A 19,183-nucleotide genomic window follows, 5' to 3' on the forward strand; every position below is an offset into this window, starting at 1 on the left:
ATCCAAGTCGGAGGTTGCTATGACTGAAGCGAAATATAAACGAATTGTCCTCAAGTTAAGCGGGGAAGCATTAGCAGGTGAGCAAGGATTTGGAATTGATCCAAAAGTTATCCAATCCATTGCGAAACAAGTAAAAGAAATTATCGAATTAGGTGTGGAAGTAGCCGTTGTTGTTGGAGGCGGAAACATTTGGCGTGGTAAAATCGGTAGTGAAATGGGAATGGACAGAGCAACTGCAGATTATATGGGAATGTTAGCAACTGTAATGAATTCTCTCGCTCTTCAAGATAGTCTAGAGAATATGGGAATTCAAACACGTGTGCAAACATCGATTGAAATGAGACAAGTAGCAGAACCATATATTCGTAGACGTGCCATTCGCCACTTAGAGAAAAAACGTGTCGTAATTTTTGCGTCAGGAACTGGAAATCCGTATTTCTCTACGGATACAACAGCAGCGCTTCGAGCCGCTGAAATTGAAGCAGAAGTTATTTTAATGGCTAAAAATAATGTGGACGGTGTCTACAGTGCAGACCCAACTGTCGATAAAAATGCCAAAAAATATGATGAATTATCGTATTTAGATGTGATTAAAGAGGGACTGCAAGTAATGGATTCTACAGCATCATCATTATGTATGGATAATGATATTCCGTTAATTGTGTTTTCTATTATGGAAGAAGGAAACATTAAACGAGCAGTTCTTGGTGAAAATATCGGAACTATTGTAAGGGGGAAATAATATGTCTCAAACTGTGATGAAAACAGCAGAAGAAAAAATGGAAAAAGCTGTACAAGCACTTTCACGTGAATTATCAACTGTACGTACTGGACGCGCGAACCCTTCTCTATTAGATCGTGTAATGGTTGATTATTACGGAGCGCCCACTCCATTAAATCAATTAGCAACGATTACAGTACCTGAAGCTCGTCTTTTAGTAGTGCAACCATTTGATAAATCATCAATTGGTGATGTGGAAAAAGCAATTCAAAAAGCAGATTTAGGTCTTTCTCCATCTAATGATGGAAATGTTATTCGTCTTGCATTGCCACAATTAACAGAAGAACGTCGGAAAGAGCTTGTAAAGCTTGTAAAAAAATATGCAGAAGAAGGTAAAGTAGCCATTCGTAATATTCGTCGCGATGCGAACGAGGATCTTAAAAAAGAAGAAAAAGAAGGTACGATTACGGAAGATGACCTTCGTCGTGCTACAGAAGAAATTCAAAAAATTACCGATAAATATATTGCAAAAATTGATGAAGTTGCTAATAATAAAGAAAAAGATATTATGGAAGTGTAAAGTACAAACACTAAGACCCTCTATTGTCAGGGGGTTTTTTTGTTAAGTTTACTCTTGGAGGCTTATTCATGCTTGACAAACTTAACCAATGGAAAAAAAGTAAAATCAAACAACAACCACAGTTGACACAAGAATTAGACGTCATTCCAAAACATGTAGCCATTATTATGGATGGAAATGGCCGCTGGGCTAAGAGTAGGGGACTTCCTCGAGTAGCAGGGCATAAGCAAGGAATGGAGAATGTAAGAACGACGGTAAAGGCAGCAAATAAAATTGGTATTGAAGCGTTAACTCTTTATGCATTTTCTACAGAAAACTGGAAACGGCCACCGAAAGAAGTGGAGTTTTTATTGCGTTTGCCTAATCAGTTTTTATCCCGCTTTTTACCAGAGTTAATCGAAGAAAATGTAAAGGTTACGATGATTGGAACGAAAACAGGATTGCCAACTTATACACTTGAGGCAATTGAAGAAGCAATCGAACAAACCAAAAATAATACAGGGCTTGTGTTAAATTTTGCTTTAAATTATGGCAGTCGTTTTGAAATGGTAGAAGCTATTAAGCATATTGTGGACGATGTAGCCCACGATAAGTATGGAAAAGATGATATTACAGAGGAAACCGTTTCCCGCTATTTAATGACTTCCTTTTTGCCAGATCCAGATTTACTTATTCGTACTAGTGGCGAATTACGGATTAGCAATTTTTTATTATGGCAAATTGCTTATTCAGAACTGTATTTTACCGATGTTTTATGGCCAGATTTTACAGAAGAACATTTTTATCAGGCTATCGAAGAGTTTTCCAAACGAAGTCGTCGTTTTGGAGGGGTTTAAAACTAGGAGGATATTATGAAGCAAAGAATAATCACAGGTGTTATTGCAGGTGCGTTGTTTATTAGCATTGTCATTTTAGGAGATGCTTATTTATCTTTACTCATTATGCTTATGGCTACAGTTGGATTGTATGAATTGTTACGAATGAAAGATATTCCCCCTTTTTCAGCTATAGGAATTGTTTCCTTTTTAGGAATGTGGACGATTTTATTACCCTTAGAAACCGCTTATCCTCAAAAAGAAACCCTTCTTTTATATGTGATGCTTGCATTAATCGTGACGGTAATTTCGAAAAACCGATATACGTTTGATCACGTTGGTTTTATTATTATTAGTGCTCTTTATGTAGGGGGAGGCTTTTTTTACTTTTTACAAACGAGAGCTGCTGAAAATGGGCTTTTGCTAGTGTTTTTTATTTTGTTTAGCGTTTGGGCTAGTGATAGCGGTGCATATTTTACTGGTCGTAAATTTGGAAAGCATAAACTTTGGCCGGAGATTAGTCCGAAAAAAACAATTGAAGGTTCTGTCGGGGGAATTATTTGGTCCATTTTAGTGGCGATTTTATTCCAAATCTTTGCACCTATTTTTGACCACACTTGGTATGCGATTGTTGTTGCGATTGTCATTTCTATAGCTGGACAAATAGGTGATTTAGTGGAATCTGCTTTTAAACGTCACTATGACGTGAAGGATTCAGGGAAAATTTTACCTGGCCATGGAGGTATTCTAGATAGATGCGATAGCTGGCTTTTTGTATTTCCTATCCTTCATTTGTTACAATTAATATAAGAAAAGTAGCGGATTGTTTTCAACCATATATAGAAAGATAATAAACAGTATACGGTTCATAAACGTCGATTCGTATGAAAATCGTAACCTCACGTCATCGTGCTTGAACGGAAAGAAGGTCATATCTAATGAGAAAAATTAGTTTACTAGGTGCAACTGGATCCATAGGTACACAAACGCTTGATGTCATTCGAACGCATAGAGAAGAGTTTCAATTGATCGCAATGTCAGTTGGATACAATTTAGCGCTTGCGGAACAAATTATTCATGAATTTCAGCCCGAAGTAGTTTCGGTGATCGAAAAAGAAGCAAAAGAACAATTAACATTACGTGTTCCGAGTCATGTGAAAATTGTGTACGGTAAAGAAGGACTATTAGAAGTTGCTACACATAAAAATAGTGATGTGTTAGTAAATGCAATAATTGGTAGCGTAGGATTAATTCCGACATTAGAAGCGATTAAACAAAAGAAAACGATTGCGATTGCGAATAAAGAGACATTGGTCACAGCAGGGCATCTCGTGATGAAATCAGCAAAAGATTACGGTGTGCAAGTGTTACCGATAGACAGTGAACACTCGGCTATTTTACAATGTTTACAGTCAGGAGAAAAGAAAGAAATTAGTCGGTTAATTTTAACTGCTTCTGGTGGAAGTTTTCGTGATAAAAAGCGGTATGAACTTGCTAATGTAACAGTGGAAGAAGCACTGAAACATCCCAATTGGTCCATGGGTGCTAAAATTACGATTGATTCGGCTACGATGATGAATAAAGGACTAGAAGTGATTGAAGCACATTGGTTGTTCGATGTTCCTTATGAGCAAATAGACGTCCTTCTCCATCGGGAAAGTATGATTCATTCCATGGTTGAGTTTACCGATAAAAGTGTGATTGCACAACTTGGAACACCTGATATGCGTGTGCCCATTCAATATGCATTGACATATCCAAAGCGTTTGCCACTCCCAATCACAAAATCGTTGCAATTATGGGAAATCGGTGCACTTCATTTTGAAAAAATGGATTTTAATCGTTTTAAATGTTTACAATATGCGTATGAAGCAGGCCGAATAGGTGGAACAATGCCTACTGTATTAAATGCTGCAAATGAAGCTGCTGTAAAGTTTTTCTTAAAAGGAAAAATATCATTTTTAACGATTGAACAAATGCTTGAACAGGCGTTAAATCGTCATCAGCCGCTAGAACAGCCTAGTCTAGATACGATTCAGTTAGTAGATAAGGAAACACGTGAATTCGTTAATTCTCTACTCTCATAAAAAAAAGGTGGGGACAAAGAATGGATACGGTTATTAAGTTTATTATTATTTTTGGTGCATTAGTTTTTTTTCATGAATTAGGCCATTTAATGCTTGCAAAACGAGCAGGTATTTTATGTCGTGAGTTTGCGATTGGATTTGGCCCTAAGTTATTTTCCATTCGAAAAAAAGAAACGTTGTATACAATTCGTTTGTTGCCGTTAGGCGGATACGTATTAATGGCAGGGGAAGACCCGGAAAAATTAGAATTAAAACCAGGCGATCGAATCGGTCTTTTGCGAAATGAAAAAGGAGAAATTGATAAAATTATTATGAATGGGAAAGAAAAATTCCCAGATGCAAAAATGGTAACAGTTGAAGAAGCAGACATTGAACATAGCATGTTTATCCGTGCTTACGATGATGAAGATCAAGTAGCGACTTATCCTGTAAGTAAAACAAGTTTTTATGTAGAAAATGGTCGAGAAGTTCAAATTGCTCCATATGATCGTCAGTTTGCTTCTAAACCAGTTTGGGATCGAATTTTAACCATTTTTGCGGGTCCTGCCATGAATTTTATTTTAGCCTTTTTTATTTTAATTGCGGCTGGTTTAATTGCAGGAAAACCGATTGATGAAGCGAAAATTGGAAAAGTGGTCGAAGAAGGTCCAGCTGCAGTTGCGGGATTACAAAAGGACGACCAAGTGTTAGCAATTAACGGACAAAGCGTGGAAAAATGGGAGGAAATGACGAAAATTATTCGAGAGAATCCAAAAGAGTCCTTAACGTTTACCATTAATCGTGATGGAACAGAGAAAGACATTACAGTAACACCTGATGAAAGAAAAAATCAAGACGGTGAATTAGAAGGTGTTATCCAAGTGTATGCTCCAACCGAATTTTCGGTAAGTCACGCCATTAAATTTGGAGCTGTAGAAACGGTTCAATGGACAAAACTTATTTTTGTTGCGCTCGGTGATTTATTTACTGGAAAAGTTGGGATTGACCAATTAAGTGGACCAGTTGGAATCTATAGTTATACCGATCAAGCAGCGCAATTAGGAACCGTTATTTTATTGCGGTGGGCAGCGGTATTAAGTATTAACTTAGGAATTTTTAACTTGCTACCTCTTCCTGCATTAGATGGTGGACGCTTACTATTTTTATTTGTGGAAGCTTTACGTGGAAAGCCAGTAGATAAAAATAAAGAAGGACTTTTTCACTTTATTGGATTTGCCTTGTTATTTTTACTTATGATTGTCGTCACATGGAACGATATTCAAAAATTTTTCTTATAATTTTATGATGTCAAATAGAGGTGCAAGAGAATGAGACAAGAACATATGTTAATTCCAACATTACGTGATAATCCAAGTGATGCAGATATTAAAAGTCACCAATTATTATTACGTGCAGGATATATTCGTCAAAATGCTGCAGGTGTGTATAGTTTTCTTCCTTTAGGAAGCCGAGTGTTACGAAAAGTAGAACAAATTGTTCGCGAAGAAATGGACGAAGCAGGAGCGCAAGAAGTATTAATGCCAGCGTTGCAACCAGCAGAATTATGGCAAGAATCAGGGCGCTGGGAAGTATACGGTCCTGAATTAATGAGACTAAAAGATCGCAACAACCGTGATTTTGCACTCGGTGCTACACACGAAGAAGTAATTACTAGTTTAATGCGAGATGAAGTAAAGTCATATAAAAAGCTACCGATGACGCTTTACCAAATTCAAACAAAGTTTCGTGATGAACAACGTCCTCGTTTTGGAATTTTACGCGGACGTGAATTTTTAATGAAAGATGCGTATTCATTTGATACGTCACAAGAAGGATTAGATGAAAGTTATCAAAAAATGTTTGATGCGTACACACGCATTTTTACTCGCTTAGGGTTAAATTTCCGTGCGGTAATCGCTGATAGCGGGGCAATGGGCGGAAAAGATACGCATGAATTTATGGCGCTATCTGAAATTGGAGAAGATACAATTGCGTATAGTGATTCTTCTTCTTTTGCGGCTAATATTGAAATGGCACCGTGTGTGAATCAATATGAAAAAAGCATAGAAAAAGAGCAAGAATTAACATTAGTAGAGACTGAGTCACATAAATCAATGGAAGAAGTAGCAAATTATTTAAACGTTTCGGAACATCAATTATTAAAATCTTTATTATTTACGGTTGATGATCAATTGGTACTTGTGTTAGTTCGTGGGGATCATGAAGTAAACGATATTAAATTAAAAAATTATTTTGATGCGGCATTTGTAGAATTAGCATCCCATGAAATCGTAAAAGAAAAAATGGGGTGTGAAATCGGTAATATCGGACCAATTAGTGTTCCAAAAGGGATTACAGTTGTTGCTGATCTTGCTGTTCAATCGATGGTAAATTTCGTTTGTGGGGCAAATGTGGAAGGAAAACATTACACAAATGCTAATGTCAATCGTGATTTTATGGTGCAATCATTTGCAGATTTACGGTTTATTAAAGAAGGCGACTTATCTCCAGATGGACAAGGTATAATTAAATTTGCACGCGGGATTGAAATTGGACACGTGTTTAAATTAGGAACTCGTTATAGCGAGTCGATGGGTGCCCTTTATTTAGATGAACAAGGAAAAACCCAACCAATGATTATGGGAAGTTATGGTATTGGTGTAAGCCGCTTGCTCTCTGCTATTGTGGAACAATCAAACGATGAACATGGAATTATTTGGCCAACTGCTATTTCTCCATTCGATGTTCATTTAATTCCGGTTAATGTGAAAAACGAAGAACAAGCACAACTTTCAGAAGAAATTTATGCAACATTGAAAAAAGCTCGTTTTGATGTTTTATTTGACAATCGGAAAGAACGACCAGGTGTAAAATTTGCAGATAGCGAATTGATTGGATTACCAGTACGTATTACAGTTGGTAAAAAAGCAAGCGAAGGAATTGTAGAATTGAAAATTCGCAAAACAGGTGAAATGAAGGAAGTAGCTGTTTCTCAATTAGCAGCTGAACTAACTACAATTTTTCAAGCATTATAAAAAAACTCTGTCATGATAGAGTTTTTTTATCCTCCATGTAATGGTTAAATCTTTTTCCATTATAAACTGGGGGATTTTTTTCATTTTACATGAGATTCTTTTTAGGAGTATCATTTTCTGTCCCCTTAAAAATTGTATAATAGAAAAAGAGAGGAGTGAAATTGTGGAACAAGAAAAACAGGAACGATTTCAATTGTTACTAGAGCAAATTCATTGGCCAGATGAGTTAAAAACAGAAGAGCTAATGCAAGCAACGATTGAAAAGTTACAAGTGTATCCGAAAGAAGGAAAATGGCACTTTCATTTTGGTGTTCCATCCATTTTACAAGCAAATCTGTTTGAAGGGTTATACGAAAAAATTCGTCATGAATTTGCAAAGATTACAAAAAAAATTGATGTCACGATTCATCCGAAAAATGAGACGTATACAGAAACACAATTTTTAGAATACTGGTCTGTATTCATGAAATATATGACGGGATTTTCTGATATTATTTTGCGCTCTATTCATGCCTCATCCCCAACGGTAGAAGGCAATAAAGTGAATCTCTTTTTTTCCAATGAAGCGGAAGCGATGTTATGTGAACAAAAAACAGCAGATACGATTAAACGACTCTATGATAAAGCTGGATTTAAACAAATCATGTTCCATTACCAAGTAAAACAAAATACAGAAGCAGAATTGCAATCATTCCGGGAAAATGTCCAAAAAGAAATAGAAGAACGAATGGTGAAAGCAAAAATAGAATTTGAAAGACAGCAAAAAGAACGAGCGAATGAATCGGATATACCAGTGCACGAAGTTTGTATCGGGTATGAAATTAAAGACCAACCCGTTACGATTAAAACGATTCAAGATGAGGAACGTCGGATTGTTATTGAAGGGTATATTTTTGATAGTGAGGTGCGCGAATTACGCAGTGGCCGTGTACTGTTAACGTTTAAAATGACAGATTATACGGATTCTATTTTAGTAAAAGTATTTTCAAGAGGAAAAGAAGATATTCCACTTTTAAAAGCAGTAAAAAAAGGAATGTGGGTAAAAGTACGAGGATCGGTACAAAATGATTCCTTCGTTCGTGATTTAGTTGTGATAGCAAACGATATTAATGAAATCAAAGTAGCAAAACCGACCGATCCGTATGATGGTGAAAAACGCATTGAGTTACATGCACATACGACCATGAGCCAAATGGATGCAGTAGTGAGCGCTAGTGATTTAATTGAGAGAGCAGCAAATTACGGCCATAAAGCAATAGCGATTACAGATCATGCAGTCGTGCAAAGTTACCCTGAAGCATACCAAGCTGGACAAAAACATGGGGTGAAGATTTTATATGGAGTAGAAATGAACTTAATCAATGATGGCGTATCTATAGCTTATCAATCTGCGCATCGAAAATTATCAGATGATACGTATGTCGTTTTTGACGTGGAAACGACAGGGCTTTCGGTTATGTACGATACAATTATTGAACTAGGCGCGGTAAAAATAAAAAATGGGGAAATTATTGACCGATATGAATCGTTTGCCAATCCACATCGCCCTTTAGCCGATGTCATTATTGAGTTAACACATATTACCGATGATATGTTAGTGGATGCTCCGGAAGCGGAACAAGTTTTTAAAGAATTTTATGAGTTTAGTAAAGATTGTATTTTAGTTGCGCATAACGCTAGTTTTGATATGGGCTTTTTAGATGCAGGGTATGAAAAAATAGGTATTGGAAAAGCAACAAATCCCGTTATTGATACGCTTGAATTAGCGCGCTTTTTATTTCCGAATAGTAAAAATCATCGGTTAAATACACTTTGTAAAAAGCTTGATATTAAATTAACGCAGCACCACCGGGCAATTTATGACGCAGAAGCAACCGGGTATTTATTATGGAAGTTATTAGAGATTGTGAAAGAAGAAAAACAGGTGGAATACCACGATCAATTAAATGCGGCTAGAGGAAGTGCTGATTACAAAAATGGTCGACCTTCTCATTGTACCGTTTATGCAAAAGACCAAGCGGGATTAAAAAATTTATATCGATTAGTGTCTAAGTCACATGTGAAGTTTTATTACCGTGTTCCACGTATGCCAAAATCCATATTAGAAGCAAATCGAGAAGGATTACTTATCGGTTCCGCTTGTTACCAAGGGGAAATCTTTGAAGCAATTATGAATAAAACGCCAGATGAAGTAAAAAAACTAGCGACTTTTTATGACTTCTTAGAAATACAACCGTTAGAATATTACGGTCATTTAATCGAAAAAGGATTTATTCGCGATGAATTGGCGTTAAAAGATATGTTATCTTTAATTGTAAAAATTGGCGATGAATTAAATATCCCGGTTGTAGCTACTGGAAATGTCCATTATCTAGATTCGCATGACCATATGTACCGGACGATTTTAATTCAATCGATTACAGGACCTAGTCCGTTAAAAAATATTACGTTACCACCAGCACATTTTCGAACAACAGCAGAAATGCTTGATATATTTTCTTTTTTAGGAGAAGAGAAAGCAAAAGAAGTAGTGATTACGAACACACATAAAATTGCGGATAGTATCGAAGAAGTAAAGCCGGTAAAAGAAGATTTGTATACTCCTAAAATTGAAGGCGCAGAAGAAGAGATTCGTGAAATGAGTTATAAACGTGCACGTGAGGTTTATGGAGATGAATTACCTGAAATCGTAGAAAAACGATTAGAAAAAGAATTAAAAAGTATTATCGGACATGGATTTGCGGTTATTTATTTAATTTCCCATAAACTCGTAAAAAAATCGTTAGACGATGGATATTTAGTTGGATCACGTGGTTCTGTCGGTTCATCCTTCGTAGCGACGATGACAGAGATTACCGAAGTGAACCCATTACCACCGCATTATGTTTGTCCTGATTGTAAGCATTCGGAATTCTTTAACGACGGATCTGTTGGTTCTGGTTATGATTTACCGGATAAACAATGTCCAAAATGTGGAACGAAGATGAAAAAAGATGGACAAGATATTCCGTTTGAAACGTTTTTAGGATTTAAGGGGGATAAAGTACCGGATATTGACTTAAGTGCGCCACGTTACTAATGGAAAAGATTAGTCACTAGCACAGTGCTAGGAGAACTGTTAACTCGAAGTATGGAATGATAGGGTAACGCCTAGAAACATACTCACTGAGCTGCGGCAAGCAATACTCACGTTGTAAATGGTAGAAGTTGTTTGAAGCCCGCTAAAGTCGGCTGAAGTTTACCCTAACACAGTAAGATGGTGAGGAAAGACGATTTTCGTTGTAAATGATAGGTCGGGTGTCTATAAGGTTCCTATGGTTAGAATTAAAAAAAGACGAATCCTCGACTGACGCTCCGTTACATCACTAAGTAGAAATGCTTAGTATCCAAAAAGGACTACCTAGTGTGGAGGAGTAAAGGTTAAGTTGTGAAAATTCACCATGCTTTACAGGAGCATGCAAGCTAGGCGGAGTTTAGAGGAAACCTAAGGGAAAGATGCATAGATAGAGTTAATGGAACGTGGGAAGCTTCGGAGACTTGAGATGATTACATATCGCTTGAAAGTCGTTCTTCAAAAACCATAGAAAGGATAATGAAGATTTGTCGAAGTGGCAGGAAAGCTGTAGTACCGTTTGGAGGAATTACCGATGATGACTGAATAGATAGAATAGGTCGGAGGAGAAAATAATTCTGAGGGAAGGGCTTAAGTCGTCTGTTCTAAGACGATAGAGCGCCGTATGACACCGAAAGGGTCACGTACGGTGCGGGACAGGGGAAAAGCCGGAGAGAAAATCAAACGCTTACCTATTGTCATACTTTAGTGGAGATTATCAACCCCATGCGCATAACTATACGAAAGTCCTGTTTGGAGAAGATTATGTGTATCGAGCAGGTACAATTGGAACCGTGGCGGAAAAAACAGCGTACGGTTATGTAAAAAGTTATGCATCGAAAAATGAATTAATGTTACGAAACGCAGAAGTGGATCGGCTTGTGAGTGGATGTACAGGCGTCAAAAGAACGACTGGGCAACATCCAGGTGGAATTATTGTTGTACCAGATTATATGGATGTTTATGATTTTACTCCAATTCAATATCCAGCGGACGATGTTCATTCAGAATGGAGAACAACACACTTTGATTTCCATTCTATTCATGACAACATTTTAAAACTCGATATTCTCGGACACGATGATCCAACTGTTATCCGGATGTTACAAGATTTAAGCGGAATTGATCCAAAAACGATTCCTGTTGACGATAAGGAAGTAATGAAAATTTTTAGCGGGCCAGAATCGTTAAACATTACACCGGAACAAATTATGTGTAATACGGGCACGCTAGGTATTCCGGAATTCGGCACACGCTTCGTACGGCAAATGCTAGAAGAAACAAAGCCAAGTACGTTTTCGGAATTAGTCCAAATTTCAGGACTATCGCATGGGACGGATGTTTGGTTAAATAACGCTGCTGATTTAATTCAGAGTGGTACATGCGTGTTAAAAGATGTTATTGGATGTCGGGATGACATTATGGTGTATTTAATTTATAAAGGATTAGAGCCATCCCTTGCGTTTAAAATCATGGAAAGTGTTCGTAAAGGAAAAGGGTTAAATGAAGAATGGATGGAAGAAATGAAAAAGCATGATGTTCCGGATTGGTATATTGGATCTTGTTTGAAAATCAAATATATGTTTCCTAAGGCGCATGCGGCTGCTTATGTGTTAATGGCGGTACGGATTGCTTATTTTAAAGTGCATATGCCTATTTTGTTTTATGCTGCTTATTTTAGTGTCCGTGCTGATGATTTTGAATTAGATACGATGGCAAAAGGTTCTGCTGCGATTCGAAAACGAATTGAAGAAATTAATGAAAAAGGCTTGGAGGCAACACCGAAAGAAAAAAGTTTGTTAACTGTTTTAGAAATTGCATTAGAGATGTGTGAACGAGGTTTTTCTTTCCAAACGATTAATTTGTATCAATCGGATGCAAACAATTTCATTGTCGATGGAAATTCATTAATTCCGCCATTTAGTGCAATTGGTGGATTAGGGAAAAATGCAGCAGAAAATATTGTTATTGCAAGGGAAGAAGCACCATTTTTATCGAAAGAGGATTTACAGAAACGGAGTAAAATTTCGAAAACAGTGTTAGAGTATCTTGATGAACTAGGATGTTTAGCTGATTTACCAGATCAAAACCAATTATCGTTGTTTTAGTAACATTGCAACTTTTTGGTTTGTATGATATATTCAATAGTGTATTCGGTGAGATTATATGCTTTTTACTAGAAAAGAGTGGGTTTTCCCACTCTTTCGTTTCGTTTAATAAAGGAATCTTCCTTCAATGGGGGGATTCGCACTTCCTCCCATGATGCTAGAAGAGTGTATCCACTTTTTACGAGCAGTTCATTCGCGACTTCAAATGATGCATCATTTGAAGTCGAAAGTGTTAACTTGCTCTTTATAACGGATAAAAAATTTTACTTCTTGATTGACTCTTAAAAGGGGGAACAAAATGAGCAAAAAAGTAACACAAGTTGTGGAAGAACTTGTGACACCCATTTTAAATGAAGAACAACTAGAATTAGTCGATATTGAGTTTGTAAAAGAAGGTAAAAATTATTTTTTACGTGTTTTTATTGATTGCGAACAAGGAGTAGGGATTGAAGAATGTAGCCGAGTGAGCGAACAGTTAAGCGAAAAACTGGACGAAGTCGATCCCATTGCCTTTCCCTACTTTTTAGAAGTGTCTTCTCCAGGAGTGGAACGACCGTTAAAAAAAGAAAAAGATTACTATCAAGCAATTGGAAAAAACGTATATGTTAAAACTTATGAACCGATTGATTCAAATAAAGAATTTGAAGGACTATTACACCATTTTGATGGAGAAACATTAACTATCTTAATCCAGGTGAAAACAGTAAAAAAAGAAGTTCAAATTCCATTTAAAAAAGTTGCAAGCGCTAGACTTGCTGTTATGTTTTAATTTATCCCTCATGAACGGGCAGTAAGACCTCACTTCAAAATAAGCTAGAATCGAAAATAGTTAAGTGGGGAGAAAACAGCTCATAAAAGTGGGATAAGAGCATCTAACCATCAGTGGGGTAAGGGCAAAAAACCTACTGATGGAAGATTTCTTTATAAAAGGGGAGAATCAGGCGATGAACAGTGAAGAATTGTTAAAATCAATTGCCGTTATCGAAAAAGAAAAAGGAATTAGCAGAGAAGTTTTAATCGAGGCAATTGAAATTGCACTTGTATCAGCATATAAGAAAAACTTCAACCAAGCACAAAATGTGCGTGTTGATATTAATGAAAAAAAAGGAACAGTAAAATTATTTGCTACAAAACAAGTGGTAGAAGAAGTAGAAGACCCACGCCTTGAAATTTCGGTAGAAGAGGCAAAAAGTATGAACCCGAATTATGAAGTGGGCGATTATATGGATATCGAAGTAACACCAAAAAATTTTGGCCGAGTAGCTGCGCAAAATGCAAAAAATTTAGTACAACAACGTATTCGTGAAGCAGAGCGCGGTGTTATTTATAATGAATATATTGATCGCGAAGATGATATGATGGTTGGAATTGTTCAACGAAAAGATGCACGAAATGTATATGTTCATCTTGGGAAAATTGAAGCAGTGTTACCAGTTACCGAGCAAATGCCGAATGAAGTATTAAATATTCATGACCGCGTGAAAGTATATATTACAAAAGTAGAAAAAACAACAAAAGGACCTCAGATTACAGTATCAAGAACTCACCCTGGACTTTTGAAACGTTTATTTGAAAAAGAAGTGGCAGAAATTCAAGACGGAACAGTAGAAATACGTTCCATTGCTCGTGAAGCTGGCGATCGTTCAAAAATTGCTGTTTCAGCAGAGCGCGAAGATATCGATCCAGTTGGAGCATGTGTAGGACATTCCGGAACTCGTGTGCAAGCGGTTGTGAATGAACTAAATGGTGAAAAAGTAGATATCGTAAAATACTCAGAAGATCCAAAAGTATATGTTGCTCAATCATTAAGCCCATCGGAAGTACTAGAAGTACAAGTAGATGAGGAAAACAAATCAACGTTAGTCATTGTTCCTGATTCACAATTATCATTAGCAATCGGTAAGAAAGGACAAAATGCACGTTTAGCTGCAAAATTAACTGGTTGGAAAATTGATATTAAAAATGAATCAGAAGCAAGAGAATTAGGCCTTTATCAAGGAGACAATCGTCTCGAACTTTTTGACGTGGAAGAATAAAAGTTGAGGTGAGGTCCAATGAAAAAAAGAAAAATTCCGATGCGAAAATGTGTCGTGACACATGAAATGAAACCGAAAAAAGAATTGATTCGAGTCGTTCGGAATCAAGAAGGAATCGTCTCAATTGACCCAACCGGTAAAATGGCTGGACGCGGTGCGTATTTAACGAAAAGTGAAGAAGTTATTTTACTAGCTAAACAAAAAAAATCATTGAATGAACATCTGAAAGCGCAAGTCGATGATGCTATTTATGATGAACTGTTATCTTTCATTCAAAAGGAGAAGCAACATAGATGAGTAGTAAATGGTCATCGCTTTTAGGGCTTGCGAACCGTGCGCGAAAAATTGTTTCTGGTGAAGAGTTGGTTGTTAAAGAAGTGCAAAAAAAACAAGCTAAATTAGTGTTATTGTCAAAAGATGCATCAGCAAATACGACAAAAAAAATTACCGATAAATGTTCGTATTATCGTGTTCCTCTTCGTTTTATTGAAGATCGATATACCCTTGGGCAGGCAATCGGAAAAGATGCCAGAGTGGTAATTGCGATTACGGATGATGGATTTGCCAAAAAGTTGAACGAATTAGTTGAACAATAATTTATGGAGGTGGTTCTATGGCGAAAATGCGCGTATATGAATTAGCCAAAAAGTGGAACTTTTCAAGTAAAGAAGTGATTACAAAACTCAAAAATATAGGGATTGAAGTGACAAACCATATGTCTGTTTTGGAGGAATCTCAAATTACACAAGTAGAAAAAACTTTTATAGGAAATAATGAGAAGCCGAAAGCAGAAGTGAAAAAAGAGAACAGCAATCAATCAAAACCGCAAACACAGAAAAAAGAAAAAAAAGGGAAGAAGCAATCTGGTAAACAACAAAAGCAACAACAAAAGCAACAAAAACAGCGTAAACCAGAACCGAAACCAAAAGAACTTCCTGAAAAAATTGAATTTGAAGGATCGCTTACTGTTAGTGAGTTAGCCAAAAAACTTCACCGTGAACCATCAGAAATCATTAAAAAATTATTCTTACTTGGTGTGATGGCTACGATTAACCAAGAATTAGATCCTGATACAATCGAAGTGATTTGTGGAGAATACAACGTAGAAGTCGAAGAAGTGAAAACAATCGATGTGACAGATATTGAAAATTATGAAATTATCGATGATCCAAAAGATTTAACAGAACGTCCACCAGTTGTAACGATTATGGGACATGTCGACCACGGGAAAACAACGACATTAGATGCGATTCGTCATTCTAAAGTAACAACAGGCGAAGCGGGTGGCATTACACAACATATCGGAGCGTATCAAGTGGATAAAAACGGTAAAAAAATTACGTTTTTAGATACACCAGGGCATGCTGCCTTTACTTCCATGCGTGCGCGTGGTTCGCAAGTGACAGATATTACGATTCTAGTTGTTGCAGCGGATGATGGTGTGATGCCACAAACAATCGAAGCGATTAACCATGCAAAAGCTGCGGAAGTACCAATTATTGTAGCGGTGAACAAAATTGATAAAGAAACAGCAAACCCAGACCGTGTGATGCAAGAATTAACCGAGCATGGATTAGTTCCAGAAGCTTGGGGTGGTGATACTATTTTCGTACCAATTTCCGCTCTCAAAGGGGAAGGTATTGATGAATTATTAGAAATGATTCTATTAGTTTCTGAAATGTTAGAATTAAAAGCAAATCCAAAACGGGAAGCGTTAGGTACAGTTATTGAAGCGCAACTAGATAAAGGACGCGGACCGGTTGCGACATTGCTTATTCAAAATGGTACGCTTCATGTTCAAGATTCTATCGTAGTAGGTTGTGCTTTTGGGCGTGTTCGTGCGATGACAAACGATCTTGGACGCCGGATCAAGGTGGCAGGTCCTTCTACTCCTGTCGAAATTACAGGTTTAAATGAAGTGCCTAAAGCAGGGGATCACTTTATGGTCTTTAAAGATGAAAAAAAAGCTCGACAAATCGGGGAAGCACGTGCACAAAAATATCGCGAAGCAAACCGTGCGGAAAGCTCTCGCGTTAGCTTAGATGATCTCTTTAAACAAATCCAAGAAGGAGATATTAAAGAGATTAACGTAATCATTAAAGCAGACGTACAAGGGTCAGTAGAAGCACTTCGTGGATCATTAGAAAAAATTGACGTAGAAGGCGTTAAAATTAAAATTATCCATACGGGTGTTGGTGCGATTACGGAATCTGATATTATTTTAGCCTCTGCTTCGAATGCCATTGTTATAGGCTTTAATGTTCGTCCGGATGTTAATGCAAAACAAACAGCAGAAGCAGAAGATGTAGATGTTCGTTTATACCGAGTTATTTATAATGCTATCGAAGAAATCGAAGCTGCAATGAAAGGAATGCTTGACCCTGAATATGAAGAAAAAGTGGTCGGACAAGCAGAGGTTCGTGAAACATACAAAGTTTCTAAACTTGGTACGATTGCAGGTTGTTATGTAACGGAAGGAAAAATTGTTCGTGATGCTGGCGTGCGATTAATCCGTAACGGCATTGTTGTATACGAAGGTAAATTAGACTCGTTAAAACGTTTTAAAGATGATGCAAAAGAAGTAGCAAAAGGTTACGAATGCGGAATCATGTTAGAAAACTTTAATGATATAAAAGAAGCAGACGTTATCGAAGCATTCGTAATGGAGGAAATTAAGCACGTATGATGATAGGTTACGTCCGGTGTGAATGTTTCATCTATGATGCGAATTCTTTGAAAGAAAAACGTTCTGTTCTAAAAAGTATAATCACTCGTTTAAAAGGGCACTTTAACATTGCTGTTAGTGAAATAGAGGAGCATGACAAGTGGCAAAAAGCAGTAATTGGGATTGTTACGATTGCGACGACGCAAAAACGGGCAGAACAGGAATTACAAAAGGCCATTTCGATGATGGACCAAGATTCACAGTTAGAGCTTATAGATATCACATACGAGTGGTTATAGAGAAGAGGTGTACCTAATGGGAAATATGCGTGTAAACCGTGTAGCAGAACAAATGAAAAAAGAAGTTAGTGATATTATTGCACATAAAATAAAAGACCCTCGCGTTGGATTTGTTACGGTAACGGATGTAGAAGTAACAGGTGACTTACAACAAGCAACCGTTTTTATTTCTGTTCTAGGAGATGAAGAACAAAAAGAAGCTTCCCTTGTAGGGTTAGAAAAAGCAAAAGGATTTATTCGAAGTGAAGTTGGAAAAAGAATTCGTTTAAGAAAGACACCTGAATTATTTTTTGCCTTTGATGAATCAATCCAGTATGGGAATCGTATTGATGAATTGTTAATGAAATTAAAAAAGAGTGAACAAGAATAAGAAGGAAAAAAGGATAGACATCCGTTTGTCTATCCTTTTTTAAAGTAAACAGAAACAGAGGTGCGGAAATGGAAGGGATTATTGCTTTGCATAAACCGCGAGGAATGACCAGTCATGACTGTGTATATAAGCTTCGTAAACTGCTAAAAACGAAAAAAATTGGTCATACCGGAACACTAGATCCAGAAGTAAATGGCGTATTACCGATGTGTATTGGAGAAGCGACAAAAATAGCTAGCTATTTGACTGACTACGATAAAGAATACATCGGGGAAGTAACGCTCGGGTATAGTACAACAACGGAGGATGCACATGGAGAGATTGTATCGAAAAAAGAGGTTACACATCCGATAAATAGGGAACAAATTATGCAAGTGCTAGAATCGTTTGTTGGAAACATTGAACAAATCCCCCCGATGTATTCTGCCGTGAAAGTGAACGGGAAAAAATTATATGAATATGCGAGAGAAAACATCGAAGTCGAACGCCCAAAACGAGAAGTGACGGTTTACGAATTAGAGCTTCTTTCAGAGGAAGAACAATTTACTGGGGATATGATTCGATTTTCAATTCGTGTTCGTTGTTCAAAGGGGACATATGTACGCACATTGGCATACGATATCGGACAAAAATTAGGTTATCCTGCCCACTTATCTGATTTAGTTCGGACAACATCCGGTCTGTTTACACTNGGATGCACATGGAGAGATTGTATCGAAAAAAGAGGTTACACATCCGATAAATAGGGAACAAATTATGCAAGTGCTAGAATCGTTTGTTGGAAACATTGAACAAATCCCCCCGATGTATTCTGCCGTGAAAGTGAACGGGAAAAAATTATATGAATATGCGAGAGAAAACATCGAAGTCGAACGCCCAAAACGAGAAGTGACGGTTTACGAATTAGAGCTTCTTTCAGAGGAAGAACAATTTACTGGGGATATGATTCGATTTTCAATTCGTGTTCGTTGTTCAAAGGGGACATATGTACGCACATTGGCATACGATATCGGACAAAAATTAGGTTATCCTGCACATTTATCTGATTTAGTTCGGACAAAATCCGGTCCGTTTACACTAGAAGAATGTGTCACTTTTGAAGAAATAGAACAATATGTACAAGCAGAAAAAATAGATGAGCTATTGTTTCCGATGGAAAAAGGAATTGCACACTTGGCATCTATCGTGGTAACAGAAGAAATAGAAGAAAAAGTGAAACATGGGGCTGTCTTACCAGTAATTGAAAAGATGGAAGATTGTCCGTATGCTGTTTATAATAAAGATAAACGTATTATCGCAATCTATGAAAAACATCCAACAAAACCAGCATATATGAAACCGAAAAAAGTTTTAAATCATTCTTGCTAAGAGAAGGT

General features: G+C 37.0%; 15 protein-coding genes and 3 pseudogenes. All 18 read left to right on the plus strand.

The annotated features are described in order from the left end of the window. Positions 1-19 precede the first annotated feature (19 nt). The 18 genes and pseudogenes from pyrH to BN1372_RS05790 all read left to right on the plus strand — a co-directional run bounded on the left by pyrH (position 20) and on the right by BN1372_RS05790 (position 19,175). Positions 20-742 carry a UMP kinase gene (gene pyrH / locus BN1372_RS05705; RefSeq protein WP_062197886.1) on the plus strand — a complete coding sequence of 241 codons (723 nt, stop codon included), beginning with the start codon at positions 20-22 and terminating at the stop codon, positions 740-742. 1 nt (position 743) lies between these two features. Then, complete coding sequence (gene frr / locus BN1372_RS05710; RefSeq protein WP_062197887.1) at positions 744-1,301, plus strand: ribosome recycling factor; 558 nt, start codon at positions 744-746, stop codon at positions 1,299-1,301. A 68-nt stretch (positions 1,302-1,369) separates the two neighbouring features. Next, positions 1,370-2,137, plus strand: coding sequence for an isoprenyl transferase (locus tag BN1372_RS05715; RefSeq protein ID WP_062197888.1), 768 nt, complete (start codon positions 1,370-1,372; stop codon positions 2,135-2,137). Positions 2,138-2,152: 15 nt separating this feature from the next. After that, the gene (locus BN1372_RS05720; RefSeq protein ID WP_062197889.1) at positions 2,153-2,926 is read left to right on the plus strand and encodes a phosphatidate cytidylyltransferase; all 774 of its coding nucleotides are present in this window, start codon (positions 2,153-2,155) and stop codon (positions 2,924-2,926) included. Positions 2,927-3,054: 128 nt separating this feature from the next. Next, positions 3,055-4,203, plus strand: coding sequence for a 1-deoxy-D-xylulose-5-phosphate reductoisomerase (locus BN1372_RS05725; protein ID WP_062197890.1), 1,149 nt, complete (start codon positions 3,055-3,057; stop codon positions 4,201-4,203). Positions 4,204-4,223: 20 nt separating this feature from the next. Beyond that, a complete protein-coding gene (gene rseP, locus BN1372_RS05730; protein ID WP_062197891.1) occupies positions 4,224-5,480 on the plus strand; it encodes an RIP metalloprotease RseP in 1,257 nt (418 codons plus the stop codon). Positions 5,481-5,510: 30 nt separating this feature from the next. Beyond that, positions 5,511-7,217, plus strand: coding sequence for a proline--tRNA ligase (locus tag BN1372_RS05735; protein WP_062197892.1), 1,707 nt, complete (start codon positions 5,511-5,513; stop codon positions 7,215-7,217). 160 nt (positions 7,218-7,377) lie between these two features. Beyond that, a pseudogene (locus BN1372_RS05740) lies at positions 7,378-10,281 on the plus strand (PolC-type DNA polymerase III); the annotation flags it as partial. A 752-nt stretch (positions 10,282-11,033) separates the two neighbouring features. Further along, positions 11,034-12,437, plus strand: a pseudogene (locus BN1372_RS05745) (PolC-type DNA polymerase III); the annotation flags it as partial. Positions 12,438-12,735: 298 nt separating this feature from the next. Further along, the gene (gene rimP, locus BN1372_RS05750) at positions 12,736-13,206 is read left to right on the plus strand and encodes a ribosome maturation factor RimP (protein WP_062197894.1); all 471 of its coding nucleotides are present in this window, start codon (positions 12,736-12,738) and stop codon (positions 13,204-13,206) included. A 175-nt stretch (positions 13,207-13,381) separates the two neighbouring features. Then, positions 13,382-14,473, plus strand: a complete 1,092-nt coding sequence (gene nusA, locus BN1372_RS05755) for a transcription termination factor NusA (RefSeq protein WP_062197895.1) — start codon at positions 13,382-13,384, stop codon at positions 14,471-14,473. An 18-nt stretch (positions 14,474-14,491) separates the two neighbouring features. After that, entirely contained in the window at positions 14,492-14,770 is a 279-nt protein-coding gene (gene rnpM / locus BN1372_RS05760; protein ID WP_062197896.1) for an RNase P modulator RnpM, read from the plus strand. Beyond that, entirely contained in the window at positions 14,767-15,069 is a 303-nt protein-coding gene (locus BN1372_RS05765; protein ID WP_062197897.1) for a YlxQ family RNA-binding protein, read from the plus strand. Before rnpM ends, BN1372_RS05765 begins: the two co-directional genes overlap by 4 nt. A 17-nt stretch (positions 15,070-15,086) precedes the next feature. After that, positions 15,087-17,159, plus strand: a complete 2,073-nt coding sequence (gene infB, locus BN1372_RS05770; protein WP_062197898.1) for a translation initiation factor IF-2 — start codon at positions 15,087-15,089, stop codon at positions 17,157-17,159. Further along, the gene (locus BN1372_RS05775; protein ID WP_062201136.1) at positions 17,159-17,437 is read left to right on the plus strand and encodes a DUF503 domain-containing protein; all 279 of its coding nucleotides are present in this window, start codon (positions 17,159-17,161) and stop codon (positions 17,435-17,437) included. Before infB ends, BN1372_RS05775 begins: the two co-directional genes overlap by 1 nt. Positions 17,438-17,453: 16 nt before the next feature. Further along, positions 17,454-17,807 carry a 30S ribosome-binding factor RbfA gene (gene rbfA, locus BN1372_RS05780; RefSeq protein WP_062197899.1) on the plus strand — a complete coding sequence of 118 codons (354 nt, stop codon included), beginning with the start codon at positions 17,454-17,456 and terminating at the stop codon, positions 17,805-17,807. A gap of 68 nt (positions 17,808-17,875) precedes the next feature. Next, positions 17,876-18,523 (plus strand): annotated as a pseudogene (truB, locus tag BN1372_RS15145) (tRNA pseudouridine(55) synthase TruB); the annotation flags it as partial. A 22-nt stretch (positions 18,524-18,545) separates the two neighbouring features. Continuing rightward, positions 18,546-19,175 carry a tRNA pseudouridine synthase B gene (locus BN1372_RS05790; RefSeq protein WP_230198840.1) on the plus strand — a complete coding sequence of 210 codons (630 nt, stop codon included), beginning with the start codon at positions 18,546-18,548 and terminating at the stop codon, positions 19,173-19,175. The last annotated feature ends 8 nt before the right edge of the window (positions 19,176-19,183 follow it).

Source organism: Massilibacterium senegalense, from assembly GCF_001375675.1.
In the GTDB taxonomy this organism is placed as follows: Bacteria; Bacillota; Bacilli; order Bacillales; family Massilibacteriaceae; genus Massilibacterium; species Massilibacterium senegalense.